Raw genomic sequence first — 13511 nt, forward strand, 5'->3', positions numbered from 1 at the left:
TAGCGCATGAAACTGCCATTTTTTCTACGCATAGCCAAGCCCGCAATCCCTCGTCTAAAAGCATCAGTCCCGGTGGTATTGGCCTTGCTGGCTTGTGCGGCATTAATTTGGGTGTGGATCTACGGGCCCGCGTGGCAGCTTGGGGGAAATCACCCGTTTGAGACATTATTAAGTCGTTGGTTAGTGACGGCTGTTTTTGTCTTGATGGCCGTTTGCTGGCTTGGCCTGAAAGGTATGACGCGTTTACAACAATTGGAAAAGCTCCAATTACAGGTAAAAACGCAAGTTGATGACCCCATCAGTGCCGATATTGAACAGCAGAACCAATACCTGAATGCCTGGAAGCATCAGCTTCAGCGTCATCTGAATACCCCGGCATATCTGTATCGCTTACCTTGGTATATGGTGATTGGCGCGCGCAACAGCGGAAAAAGTACGCTGATCAAAGAGGGTTATAAGCTGACAGAGATTGCCACCTCAGAGCGGATAAATTCGGAAGAAGCGGCCTCACTGCGCGTCAGATGTTGGTTAGGGGAGCAGGCTGTCATTATCGATCCCGCCGGAGAGCTGATAGAACAACCGACGACATTAATAGCGGGTAAAGCTTCATTAAACAGCCGCTTATGGCAAAGTTTATTGTCCTGGCTGGTGGAGCAGCGCCAACGCCAACCACTGAACGGCATTATTCTCACCGTCGATCTGCATCAGATGATGACCTCGAATAAAACCCAGCGAGAGACCTACGTTGCTGATATCCATCAACGTTTACAGGATATACGGCTGGCGTTGCACAGTCAGGTACCGCTGTATGTGGTGTTCACCAAAATGGATCTGTTGTACGGATTCGAAGCCATGTATCAATCACTGGATAAAGCGCCGCGTGATGCGGTTCTGGGCGTGACATTCAGCCTGGATACTGCGGATCCGCAGGTGTGGCGTACTGAGTTACAACAGTTTTGGCAACAGTGGATCGCACAACTGAATAGTGCGATGCCGGACATGATGCTTAACAGTGTTGATGCCGGGCAGCGCAGCCAGTTGTTCAGTTTTACCCGTCAGATGCAAGGCTTGCATGACTACGTGGTGCAATTACTGGAAGGTATCTTGTACAGCGGCGATAACGCTCAGCCATTGTTGCGCGGTATTTATCTCACCTCAGCCCAACAGCGCGGGCAAATGGACGATATCTTTACCCAATCGGCTGCCGTGCAATATCACCTTGCCCCTCAGGCATTCCCTACCTGGCCAGTCTCAGATACGGCCCCCTATTTTACCAAAGAGTTGTTTAGCCAAGTGCTGCTAGCTGAACCGAATTTGGCGAGCGAAAACAGTATTTGGTTACACCATGCCAGAAAGCGCATGATCATTTTCTCTTGTGTGGGCGCGTTGGTCGCACTGACCTTATGGGGCTATTGGCACTATTACTACCAGGTAAACTACCGGGCCGGACAAGAAGTATTAGCCCAGGCAACCACGTTCTTATCGATTCCTGAGCCAAAAGGTGATGACCGCTACGGCAATTTGCAACTGCCCCTGCTGAACCCTATTCGTGATGCCACGCTGGCTTACGGTAACTATCATGAGCGAAGCTCTTTCCTGGCTGACATGGGATTGTATCAGGGTAATAACATCGGGCCTTATGTCGAAAGCACTTACCTGCAACTGCTACAGCAACGTTTCGTCCCATCACTGATGAGCGGCCTGTTGGAACAGTTGAATGCGGCACCAAAGGGCAGCGAGGAGAAACTCGAAATCCTGCGAGTGATGCGCATGTTGGAAGATGGCAGTGGTCGCAATATCGCGCTGGTTGAGCAATATATGAGCCACCGTTGGAGCCAACAATTCAACGGTCAGCGCGAGTTGCAGCAACAACTGTTGAGCCATTTGAACTATGCATTGCAACACACGGATTGGCGTGCGGCACGGGAAAGTGGCGATCAATATGCGATTAAGCGTTTTGCGCCTTACCTCAAACCGACTCAATCGGCACAGCAGGAGTTGAGTAAGCTCTCCATTTACCAACGTGTGTATCAGAATCTGCGCATCAAAGCGCAGGACGCATTGCCGCCCGCTCTCGATTTGCGTGATCAAATTGGCGCGAGTTTTGATGACGTGTTTGTCTCCAGCAACGATCGCTTGCTGGTGATCCCACAATTCCTGACACGTAATGGTTTGCAAAACTATTTTGTCAAACAGAGCGACCAATTGGTTGATCTGACCGTGATGGATAGCTGGGTGCTTAATCTCAGCAAAAACGTTGAATACAGCGAGGCTGACCGTAAGGAGATCCAGCGGCAGGTTACCGAGCAATACCTTGGCGACTATACCGCCACCTGGCGTGCTGCCATGAATAATCTGTCGGTTGGCGAGTTTGAGGATTTACCGCAGGCGATCAGCGCGATTGAGCAGGTGATCAGTGGAGAGCAGCCTTTCCGCCGTGCATTGCAAACATTGAGTGATAACACGCGATTACCGGCCATACCCGATTCAGTCGCAGGTAAAGATCGTCAGGATCTGATGCAGGAACCCAATTTCCTGCTGCTAGCGCGAATCAACCGCGAGTTTGCTCCTGAGACCGCGATACTGGTTGAAAATGGTGATAAAGGCAGCGTAATTCAGAGCGTTTATCAGAAGCTGACCGAATTACACCGTTACCTACTGGCGATTCAAAACTCACCTGCGCCAGGAAAAGCAGCGTTGAAAGCGGTGCAATTACGTTTGGATCAAAACAACAGCGATCCGATCTTCGAAGTCCAACAACTGGCCAAAAATCTGCCGGAACCACTTAACCGTTGGGTGGGTGATATGGCGGAGCAAGCCTGGCGTGTGGTGGTGATGGAGGCGATCCAATCGTTGGAGGTGGAGTGGAATGATACGGTGATCAAACAGTATCAAACCTATCTGGCCGGGCGTTATCCCTTCGATCCTAACGCTAAGCAGGATGTCCCATTAAGCGAGTTTGAACGTTTCTTCGGGCCGAAAGGGACCCTCGATGCGTTCTATCAGCAAAACCTGAAGCCATTTGTTGAGAATAACCTGACCAGTGGCAGCGATGGGCAATTGCTGATCCGGCCTGATGTCTTACAACAATTAGCGCAAGCGAAGAAGATCCGCGACACCTTCTTCTCAAGCCAAAATGGTCTGGGTACACAGTTTGCGATTGAACCGGTGATGCTGAGCGGCAATAAACGGCGCAGCGTACTGAACCTGGATGGACAACTGTTGGATTACGCCCATGGTCGTAGCGGTGTGGTGCATCTGGTCTGGCCAAACTCCATGCGTGCTGGCGTCGAAAGTAAGTTGACGCTGGTACCGGATGAAAGCGGCAAATCGCCACGTAGCCTCAGCTTCAGCGGCCCATGGGCTCAATTGCGACTGATTAATGCGGGTGAGCTGACCAATGTGAGCACTAACTCCTTCGATGTCCGTTTCATGGTTGATGGCGGGGAGATGACTTATCGCATCTCTGTTGATGAGTCTGACAACCCGTTTGCTGGGGGATTATTCAGTAAATTCACGCTGCCGGACACCTTGTATTAATTGTTGTCATCGAGTCACCCTGCGCGAGTGGCAGGGTGACGGCTAAAGGATTGCGTACGCATGAGCGAAACCTCGCAAGATATCATCATTCAAGTTGGCGCTGATCCACGGCACAGACCGGAATTCAGCGCCATTCGTGAAGAGATCAATAAGATCAATCATCCGGCACGGCCCGAAGTGAGCTGGCGCTTAATTGAATCATTGGCGCTGACCCTGTTCCGTGTCAATGGGGTGGATCTGCAAACCGCGGTGTATTACACACTGGCACGCACCCAGATAAATGGATTGGCCGGATTTACGGAAGGCTGTGAGTTATTGGCGGGGATGGTCATCAGCCAATGGGATCAACTGTGGCCGGAACAACCGCAGGCGCGCACCGAGATATTGGAATGGTTTAATGCCAGAGTGGGTAATCAACTGCGTCAGCATGATTTTGAGCACGACGATTTACGCTTGCTGTACCGCGCAGAGCGGGCATTGCAGTTGCTCTGTGACAAACTGCAACAAGTTGAGTTAAAACGGATCCCTCGCCTGGAAAATCTACTCTATCTGATGCAGAACACGGCAAAAAGGCTTGAAGCGGCCAATGATGCAGCAAAACAGCCCCCGCCAACACCATTAAAGATGCCATCAATGGTGTATTTATCCGTCCCTGAGCCAGAGCCGGTCCGCACGGCATTTTCTGCTGCGGCGTTACAGCCGAAAGAAGAATCTCCGCCCAATGTTGAAGTCCGATTTGCGCCCCCGGTAAAAAAACATTCCCCCGCCCTGTGGGGTTTTGTGGGTGGCGTTCTTTTAAGTTTGCTGGTGGCGACCGTGGTTTACTTTATCCAGGTCAAACCGATGCAGCAGCAACTTGCGGCGCTAACCAGCCAACCAGAGGGTTCGGTGCTGTTATGGCTCACCCGCCCTGATATTGCGACTTATGCCGAGCAATTGAACCAACTGGAAAACCTCTCTCCTTTGGCCGGGCTGCGAACTGCAGATACCTCGCTGGCCATGGCCCGTCAACGTTGGCCGACCGATCCCAATCAGGTTGCTGAAAGTCAGCGCTGGACACAGTTGTTACTGGCGCGTATCGGGACGGACGCGGTAGACAGCAGCTACTTCCAGATACAGCAGCGCTTGCAGGCACTGTCAGATAAATTAATCGAACAGGAGAGGTCTCGTGGCAGCCTGACTATTTCCTATCTGAAAACAGCGGTTTACCAAATGCAAACCGAACTGAATCGAGAGATCCCCTTGGAAGAGTTATTACGGCAACTGGCCGTAGCAGCAGATAAAAATCAACCGGCATCCCCCGTACTCATTAAAAAGATAGATGACCGTTGGAACGCCTTACTCAGCCGTTATCACCAATTAATGCAGCAGACAAGCTCTGCACGTTAACTCCCAGGAAGGAAATAATATGTTTGCTGATGATAAAAAAGCCAACGGGAAGGGCAGTATAAAACCCAAGAATAGAGTATCACCCGATGCTGCCCCGACGATCAGTGGCGAACAGGTTGCGGGCATGGCGGGTGGTGTGGGTAACGTAGTCGGTGGCACCGCCGGCAAGCGCCTCAATCAGGCCGCCGACTTGGCTAAAACGGCTATCGATACCAAAGCCAAGATACTGGACGCGGGCGTTAAACCGATGAGTGTGGCGGCAAGTGGCGCAGGAGTAGCATTACCGGACAGCGCAGCGGCGGCGATATCCCGTCTGGTCAAACAACCCTCCGGCCTGCAATTTACCTTAACCGCCGCCGGTTTACCGCCACAGACCTTCGCGGTGGTGGATTTCTCGTTGAACGAGATGCTCTCTTCACCATTTGTACTCAATGTCGGCCTCGCCAGTGCGGATCCGTCGGTGGATTTCGCGGCGGTACTGGATGAAGATGCCACCCTGTTTATCTGGCGTGAAGGGGTGTTACAGCGCAGTGTGACCGGCATGGTTTCCAGCTTTGAACAGGGCGATACCGGTTTTCATCAGACCCGTTACAGCATGGTGATCCGCCCCGCACTCTGGCGAACCAGCTTGCGCCGCAACTCCCGCATTTTCCAGCAGGAATCGATTGAAAGCATTATCACTACGCTGCTAAAAGAAAATGGCATCAATGACTTTGCCTTTGGTTTCCGCAATTCACACCTGGCGCGTGAGTTTTGTGTGCAATATCAGGAATCAGATTTTGATTTTATCCAGCGCCTGGCCGCAGAAGAGGGGATTTTTTACTACTTCGAATTCAGCGCGGGAAAGAACACCATCGTGTACGCCGATGATGTTGGCTCGTTGCCGAAGGGCGCATCGCTCCCCTATAACCCCAATGTGGCAGCCCAGGCGCAGGAGCTGTGTATCACCACCTTCACCCGCAGTGCGCAGGTGCGCCCGGCAATGGTGCAGTTGAAAGATTACACCTTTAAAAATCCGAATTGGTCAGCGGAATTCAGCGAACAATCGCGTGAGTTACAGAACCAGCGCCCGGATTACGAGCATTTTGACTTCCCAGGGCGTTTCAAAGATGAACAACACGGCAAGGATTTTACCCGTTATCGTCTGGAAGCACTGCGTAATGATGCCAATATGGGGCAAGGTGAAAGTAATGATTTCACCCTTCAGCCGGGGCAATTATTCAGCTTAACCCGTCACCCACGTAGTGATCTAAACCATGCATGGCAGTTGCTCGGCATTCAGCATACCGGCAAACAGATGCAGGCGTTGGAGCAGGAGTCCGGTGATCAGGGCACGGTGTTATTTAACCAATTCAGCTTTATTCCCTCGGCTCAAACCTGGCGACCGACACCATTATCAAAACCCACAATGGATGGCCCACAGATTGCGATGGTGGTGGGGCCAGCAAGTGAAGAGATTTACTGCGATGAGTTTGGCCGTATCCGCCTGCAATTTTTGTGGGATCGCTATGGTCAGAGTGACGATCAAAGCTCCTGCTGGATCCGCGTCACGCAGCCGTGGGCGGGTCAGGGCTGGGGCATGCTGGCCATTCCGCGTATCGGTCAGGAGGTGGTGGTTGATTTTCTGCACGGCGATCCGGATCAACCGATCGTCACCGGGCGCACCTATCATGCCAACAATATCCCCCCAGGTTCACTGCCCGCCAGTAAAACCCAGATGGCGTTCCGCTCCAAAACCCATAAAGGCGAAGGCTATAACGAAATGCGCTTCGAGGATGCCAAGGGTAAAGAAGAACTGTCGATGCATGCTCAGAAAGACATGGATACCAAGGTTAACAACGATCGTGGAACGAATGTCGGTAACAATCATAGTGAGAATGTAGGAAATAACCAAAATCAGTCAATAGGAAATGACCAAAATCAGTCAATAGGAAATGACCAAGTTATCACTGTTGCTAATAACCAAAAGCAAATAATAGGTAATGATCAGATTGAAGAAATAGGTAACGATCAAACATTAGAAGTAAAAAATGACCGAATGATAACCGTGGCGAATAATCATATCGAGATAGTTAAAGAAAATCAGACAGTGGATGTTAACAAAAATCAAACTATCACGGTAAAAGAAGAACAGTCGACGACTATTAAGGGTGGACAACTGATAGATATCACTAAGTTTCGCCAGACAACCATTAAGGATAGTGATGTATTAACGGTGACAAATGATATTCAAGTTATATCTGAATCTGGCAATGTTGTTATCTCTAACGGCGGTGGCGCTTCAATCACACTATGTGTGGGTGGAGAGATAATTATTAAAGGTACCGCAATTCAGATTGAAAGCTCAGGGCAGGTTTTTGTAAAAGGCGACCCTATTCAGTTGAATGAGTAATTTACAGGATTATATTATGCAGAAATATGCTATTCAGGAAGGTTTTTTTGATATACCAGAAGATTTCGTCGACAGAACAATAAATTCTTTTATTTTAGGTGACGCGAATAATAGTCAGTTTAATTTCAGCATTTCTCGTGATGTGCCGTTCCCAAATGAACAGATAAGTTCTTATGTAGATCGACAGTTGGGTATCTTAAAGAAAAATATTAAGGGGTATAAATTGCTTCAACAACGTCCATGTAAGTTGGGGCAAAAAAATGAAGGTTTTGAAATATATGGAACATGGAAGGAAGGGAAACAAACGATTTATCAACGCCAGGCCGCTTTTTTTATATCAGAGAAAAATATAATTATATTTAGTGCGACCTCGGGGAAGATTTTTAATGAACAGTCAGATAAATATTGGCAGGACTGGTTAACCAGTTTTCGTTAAATCCCCACATATATCCCAGATAATTCGGGGTAGGAGGCGGCGACGCCGCAAGTCCCCGTTCGCTCACCCAGGTAAGTAAATGGGGGAGCGAGGGAAACCAGCACACCTGCTATCTGAAATATGATGGAAAGGAGTGAACATAATGGAAAATAGACCGGGAGTATGCCATGGCCGAAGCCGCAGCAAGAGCAGGAGATAATATCCACCACACCAGTGCTCTGGCTGGATTTATTGTGGGTACAATTATTGGCGTAGCCCTGATTGCTGCCGTGGCTTTTGCCACCTTTACGTGTGGATTTGGTGCGGCGCTGGTTGCGGGTCTGTTAGCTGGGGGGGCTGCTAGTGGCATCCGCTCTTTATCAGAATCCATCGGGAGTAAATGCAAATCGACAACCGGGAAAATACGGGCTTCTGGCTGCTCGAATAATGTTCTGATTAATGGCCGACTGGCCGCCAGGGCGGTAGTTTCTAGCGCTGAATGTGCAAAAGATATGCCGATGGCCCCGATTGCGGAAGGATCTTCAAATGTTTTTATCAATCAAAATGCTGCTGCACGTAAGGATGACAAAATACAATGTGGAGCAACCATAAGTGAAGGCTCAGATAATGTTTTGATTGGTGGCGGCAAAGTCCAGTATCTTCCGGTGAAAGATGAAGTGCCTGACTGGGTAAGAAAGGCTTCCGATATATTGTTCACCGTAGCAGGTATCGCCGGAGGGGCGGCGGGTGCCTTTAAACAAGTCGGGGGAGTGTTAAACAAATGTGCCCTCAAATTTGTCGGCACATTTGTTGCGGGAGAAATTGCGGGTGGCTATATCACTGATAAAGCCATGCAAGCGATTGGTGGGCTGTTTGGTAACCCGGTAGACATTACCAACGGTCAGAAAATTTTATTTGATGAGCATGAGTTGGATTTTGTCATATCAGCAAGGTTGCCCATTTTTTGGCAGCGTTATTATTCCAGTGAGTTGGATGAGGGTATTCTGGGTAAAGGCTGGCGTCTGGGTTTTGAGGTTTCATTATCAAAGACGAAGAATGAAATTATCTATTGTGGCAGAACCGGGCAAAAGACCTTTTTTCCTCATCTGGCTATAGGGGAATATTCATACTCAGCGGAATCACAACTTTATTTTTATCGCATGATAAATGGCCGCCATGTGATACGCACATTAGATGATATTTATAGCGTATTCCCTGATTTTGAAGATAATAAAATTGTTTATCTTGAACATATTGAAGATATAGATCATAACTTTATCCGTTTCCATTATAATGAAAATAACCCGCAGCAATTGGTTGGCGTCAGTGATAGCCAGAATAATTATTTAATTTGCCATTGGCACCCAAATTTGGCACGTTTACTGTCTGTCGAACAATTGGTCGACGGTAAAAAAGAGACAGTTATTCGTTACTCTTATGACGAGAACGGTAATTTATTAGCAGTTTATAATAAAAGTGGCATAAGGACACGTCGCTTTGTTTATGATCAAAACCATTTAATGGTAGAACACACCAATATATTCGGGATGCAGTGCTTTTATCGTTGGCAGCAGGTTGATAAAGATAAATGGTGTGTTGTTGAAAGCCACAATAGCGAAGGTGAACGGGCCAGATATACCTATGATTTTAATCATGGTCAGACTTCTGTTATTGATGAAAGAGACCTGAAAGCAACCTGGAAGTTTGATGAGCAACAACAGGTTGTCTGTTTCGAGGATTTCAATCAAGATATTTACAATATTGAATATAATCCACAAGGGATGCCGGTATTATTTCATTTGCCCGGCGATCGTTACATCAAGTTGGCACGCGATGGATTAAATCGTATCGTTGAAGAAATTGATCCATTGGGGCGAACTACCCGCACAGATTATTATCTCAATACATTAAATGTCATCCGGAAAACTTTTCCTGATAGCAGTGTCTGGCAGGCCAAATATGATGAGAAAGGACACCTGCTGGTTGCTAACGATCCATTAGGTTATAAAACATCCTATTGCTATGATGAACAGGGGCTACCGGTTCAGATTATTGATGCGAACGGAGGGACGAAAAGCCTGATATGGAACGATACGGCACAATTACAGCAGTATACCGACTGTTCAGGTAAAGCTGTTTATTACACGTGGAATAAGCATGGCAATCTGGTTAGCTCCGGCAATATGCTTGGCGAAATTACGCACTTTCTTTACAACGCTCAGAATGAATTACAGGCCATTAAATATCCTGATAATACCCAAGAACATTTCAGTTATTACCCGACGGGATTATTAAAATATCACCAGGATACGGCTGGCCGAAGACGTGAATGGTGTTATAACCGCCGAGGGCAGTCGCTGCAATATACCGACAAACTGAACCGAAAATTGCATTACTACTATGATGCCAAGGGCAATTTGAAACGCTTGTTGAATGCGAATGGAGGAGAGTACCGGTTTAGTTATGATGTAAGTGGCCGTCTGGCGGAAGAGCTACGTCCTGATAAGACGCGTTGTTTATTCCACTATGATGCCGCCGGACTTCCTGCTCGTTTGGGGTGGTTGGGGGCTGAACATTCGGAGAAACTGCCACAGTACCGGCAAAAGGATTATCAATATGATAAGGGTGGGCGTCTGGTCAGACACTGTACTGCGATGGCATCGTGCTTTTATGACTATGATGCTGCCGATCGGTTAGTGCAACTTGAACGTAAACCGACACCACAGGGAACAGATAATGGCATTTTGGACAATCTGCTAAGGTTCCACTGGGATAAGAACGGCCGTCTGCTGGAAGAACATCAGGATGGCGAGGTGATAAGTTATCAGTGGAATCCGTTGGGGGAGCTGACTGATTTACATCTTCCAGATAATAATTCGCTGCACTGGCTAAGTTATGGTTCAGGGCATATTAGTGCCATCCGTTTCAATCAACGGGTAGTGACCGAGTTTGAAAGGGATGATTTACATCGTGAGATCCTGCGTACCCAGGGGGCTTTAACACAACGACAGGGGTACGACTTACGGGGTCGGCGCAGCTGGCAAAGCGCTTATACTGAGGACATAGTAGATAAAACGGTGGCTAAGCCACAGCAAGGAAAGCTATGGCGAACCTTTCATTTTGACAACGCGGGTGACCTGACGCAAACGGATGATGCATTCCGGGGCGTTCAGCGTTATCTCTACGATGCGGAAAGTCGCTTGCTGGATTATGAAGCCCCTAAGCCGGAGGGCGGTCGAGAGCAATTCAGCTACGATGATGCTGATAATATTTATGCCTTACCGGATGTAGAGTGGAACAATATTCACAATGGTAAGCCTGATGGCTTCAGAACAAACCGCGTGCCCTTCTGGAAGGGGACTGGTTTTAGGTATGACGGTTTTGGCAACCTGATCGAGCGGACGCAAGGCAGCCAGACGCAATATTTTGCCTATGATGATGAGCACAGGATGATTAAAGCCTGGGGAGACGGGCCGAATGGCCGCTATCAGGCGGATTATCGGTACGATGCTTTGGGCCGGCGCACGGAGAAGAGCATCACTTATCAGGATAAGTCAGCAGCGGTGGTGACCGGTTTTCGTTGGCAGGGACTGCGGCTGATACAAGAAGTCAGTGCGGAACATACACGTAGTTATGTGTATGATCCCAATGAAAGCTATACACCTCTGGCCCGCATCACACAGCAGGAAGACCAGTTGGAGATTGATTATTTCCATGTGGACTTGAATGGCACCCCACTGGAGCTGACCAATAGCGCCGGTGATATCATTTGGTGCGGTAAGTATTACGCTTGGGGCAAACTACAACCGCAAGTACATCTGAAAGAAGAAATACCGGGGCTGCCATACCAACCCCTGCGTTATCCCGGGCAATATTACGATAATGAGACAGGTTTACATTATAATACTTTTAGATACTATGATCCGGAGATAGGGCGCTTTACCACTCAGGACCCGATAGGGCTAGAAGGGGGGATGAATCTTTATGCGTATGCTCCAAACCCTCTTACTTGGATCGATCCGCTTGGACTATCAGACAATCCGCTTGTGGGTCTTGATCTTGTGAATATGACGAAAAAGCAGATCAGTGAGATTTTATCAAATGCTGATAATATTTCATGGAAGGGAGGATCTCCTGATGGAAGGTTTGCACAGTGGAAATTCACGGATACAGGCACGACGGCAGTCAGACTAGATCCGCCTGATAAAGTTACATTATATGATCATGCCCATCTATATGATAAGGCAGGTAATTCATTAGATATTAATGGCAATGTTGTTGACTCAAACTTACCTGCAGCCCACAATAATACAGGTTGCTAGAAAATTATGCATATACAAAATATAGAGACCGCAGATTGTAATATTTTGAGAACGGAAATATATCCTGACGAAGTTGAGATATATTTTGAATCAGTTTACGATCTAGAGAAAAAACTGCACGTTAATAATATTTGCTTAGTGATTAAGAACTGGTCTCACTTTGAAGTAAAGGTCTATGTCTCAAATGGAATAGACGATATATATGAGGAAAGAAAATTATCCGGAAATGAATTGGAGTTCTTTGAATATATTCAAACCATATCTAATGATGGAAATGAAATGATATTGCAAGGATATAGCAAAAATTCTGGAAGTTGGTTGGAGTATCATTTTATAAATAGTAAGATTTACTTAAAAGAGATCTAAAAAACACTAGCAGGAATGAGTAGATATACCAAATTGAGATAGAGCTAACAGCCGGGAAGGTCTTTACTGGATCTTTCCGGCTTTTTATTGCTGTTATACCAACATGTTACCCTGCTGCACCTGAATCACCACCTGACCGGGCATTACGCTGATCGTCAGCGGTTGCCCCGTCAGGCCGCATTGCGTCAGCCAGTCCCCCGCCATATACAGCTCGCCGTTATCCCGTATTTAGTCCGCGTCGGTACCCTTGGAAGAGTTATTACGGCAACTTGCCGTAGCAGCAGATAAAAATCAACCGGCATCCCCCGTACTCATTAAAAAGATAGATGACCGTTGGAACGCCTTACTCAGCCGTTATCACCAATTAATGCAGCAGACAAGCTCTGCACGTTAACTCCCAGGAAGGAAATAATATGTTTGCTGATGATAAAAAAGCCAACGGGAAGGGCAGTATAAAACCCAAGAATAGAGTATCACCCGATGCTGCCCCGACGATCAGTGGCGAACAGGTTGCGGGCATGGCGGGTGGTGTGGGTAACGTAGTTCGATTTTGATATAGATACCAATCGAGTGGAATTTAGGAAAAATGATTTGGGCGTTGAGGAATATAAGATAAAAGGCGATGTTGAACTGGATAATAAAACAACTAAATTTAATAAGAGATGCTAAACCTATGAGAAAAAGTAACTCAGAAAACGTTGATAATTTAAAGGAAATTTTAATCTCTTTAGAAGAGATTGTTACTGTGATAGATAAAATAGGCTCTGGGTTTGATAAAAGTAACACAACGGCATCGGCGTTGTTGCTTTTCTTTAATCAATGTAATGTATTAGATAAATTATCCAGAACAAGAAAATATTTATATCGGGAGTTAGAAGCTAGATTATCCCCTGAAGAATATGATGAGTGGATAGAAAAAGATTTTCCTTTATGGAAGCCACCATATGAGAAAACAGAAAAGGAAATATTGGAAATGTTAAATTCTGCGACACTGAAATAAACATTTTTAATATAGTATCAAGTCTTTGATTAAATTTGGGTCATGTATTCAATGCGGAGATCATCAGGTAAAATCCTCGCATTTATC

Annotated in this window: 10 protein-coding genes; 9 read left to right on the forward strand and 1 reads right to left on the reverse strand. The window is 47.1% G+C overall.

The window, feature by feature from the left end:
- The first annotated feature begins 6 nt into the window (after positions 1–6).
- From tssM to AEP37_RS09755, 6 genes are all read left to right on the forward strand, one after another.
- A complete protein-coding gene (tssM, locus tag AEP37_RS09730) occupies positions 7–3540 on the forward strand; it encodes a type VI secretion system membrane subunit TssM (protein ID WP_049612788.1) in 3534 nt (1177 codons plus the stop codon).
- A gap of 60 nt (positions 3541–3600) precedes the next feature.
- Entirely contained in the window at positions 3601–4929 is a 1329-nt protein-coding gene (locus AEP37_RS09735; RefSeq protein ID WP_049612790.1) for a VasL domain-containing protein, read from the forward strand.
- 247 nt (positions 4930–5176) lie between these two features.
- Entirely contained in the window at positions 5177–7321 is a 2145-nt protein-coding gene (gene tssI, locus AEP37_RS09740) for a type VI secretion system Vgr family protein (protein WP_082170755.1), read from the forward strand.
- A 16-nt stretch (positions 7322–7337) separates the two neighbouring features.
- Complete coding sequence (locus tag AEP37_RS09745; RefSeq protein ID WP_162208242.1) at positions 7338–7757, forward strand: DcrB-related protein; 420 nt, start codon at positions 7338–7340, stop codon at positions 7755–7757.
- 167 nt (positions 7758–7924) lie between these two features.
- On the forward strand, positions 7925–12058 hold the full coding sequence (locus AEP37_RS09750) for an RHS repeat-associated core domain-containing protein (protein ID WP_049612796.1): 4134 nt from the start codon (positions 7925–7927) through the stop codon (positions 12056–12058).
- A 6-nt stretch (positions 12059–12064) separates the two neighbouring features.
- A complete protein-coding gene (locus tag AEP37_RS09755) occupies positions 12065–12424 on the forward strand; it encodes a hypothetical protein (protein WP_049612799.1) in 360 nt (119 codons plus the stop codon).
- A 93-nt stretch (positions 12425–12517) separates the two neighbouring features.
- Here the strand turns inward: AEP37_RS09755 and AEP37_RS24815 are convergent, their stop codons facing one another.
- Positions 12518–12652 carry a SymE family type I addiction module toxin gene (locus tag AEP37_RS24815; protein WP_072086273.1) on the reverse strand — a complete coding sequence of 45 codons (135 nt, stop codon included), beginning with the start codon at positions 12650–12652 and terminating at the stop codon, positions 12518–12520.
- 19 nt (positions 12653–12671) lie between these two features.
- Here AEP37_RS24815 and AEP37_RS24820 point away from each other — a divergent pair, with 19 nt between their 5' ends.
- From AEP37_RS24820 to AEP37_RS09760, 3 genes are all read left to right on the forward strand, one after another.
- The gene (locus AEP37_RS24820) at positions 12672–12818 is read left to right on the forward strand and encodes a VasL domain-containing protein (protein ID WP_235801387.1); all 147 of its coding nucleotides are present in this window, start codon (positions 12672–12674) and stop codon (positions 12816–12818) included.
- 19 nt (positions 12819–12837) lie between these two features.
- On the forward strand, positions 12838–12978 hold the full coding sequence (locus AEP37_RS26080; protein WP_156168566.1) for a hypothetical protein: 141 nt from the start codon (positions 12838–12840) through the stop codon (positions 12976–12978).
- A 68-nt stretch (positions 12979–13046) separates the two neighbouring features.
- On the forward strand, positions 13047–13424 hold the full coding sequence (locus AEP37_RS09760) for a hypothetical protein (protein WP_235801386.1): 378 nt from the start codon (positions 13047–13049) through the stop codon (positions 13422–13424).
- Positions 13425–13511: the final 87 nt, after the last annotated feature.

Origin of the sequence: Yersinia pekkanenii, from assembly GCF_001152565.1 — a bacterium.
GTDB lineage: Bacteria > Pseudomonadota > Gammaproteobacteria > Enterobacterales > Enterobacteriaceae > Yersinia > Yersinia pekkanenii.

Coding starts and splice junctions, on each gene's coding strand:
- tssM (WP_049612788.1), top strand. CDS start 7: ATGAAACTGCCATTTTTTCTACGCATAGCCAAGCCCGCAATCCCTCGT.
- AEP37_RS09735 (WP_049612790.1), top strand. CDS start 3,601: ATGAGCGAAACCTCGCAAGATATCATCATTCAAGTTGGCGCTGATCCA.
- tssI (WP_082170755.1), top strand. CDS start 5,177: ATGAGTGTGGCGGCAAGTGGCGCAGGAGTAGCATTACCGGACAGCGCA.
- AEP37_RS09745 (WP_162208242.1), top strand. CDS start 7,338: ATGCAGAAATATGCTATTCAGGAAGGTTTTTTTGATATACCAGAAGAT.
- AEP37_RS09750 (WP_049612796.1), top strand. CDS start 7,925: ATGGCCGAAGCCGCAGCAAGAGCAGGAGATAATATCCACCACACCAGT.
- AEP37_RS09755 (WP_049612799.1), top strand. CDS start 12,065: ATGCATATACAAAATATAGAGACCGCAGATTGTAATATTTTGAGAACG.
- AEP37_RS26080 (WP_156168566.1), top strand. CDS start 12,838: ATGTTTGCTGATGATAAAAAAGCCAACGGGAAGGGCAGTATAAAACCC.
- AEP37_RS09760 (WP_235801386.1), top strand. CDS start 13,047: ATGTTGAACTGGATAATAAAACAACTAAATTTAATAAGAGATGCTAAA.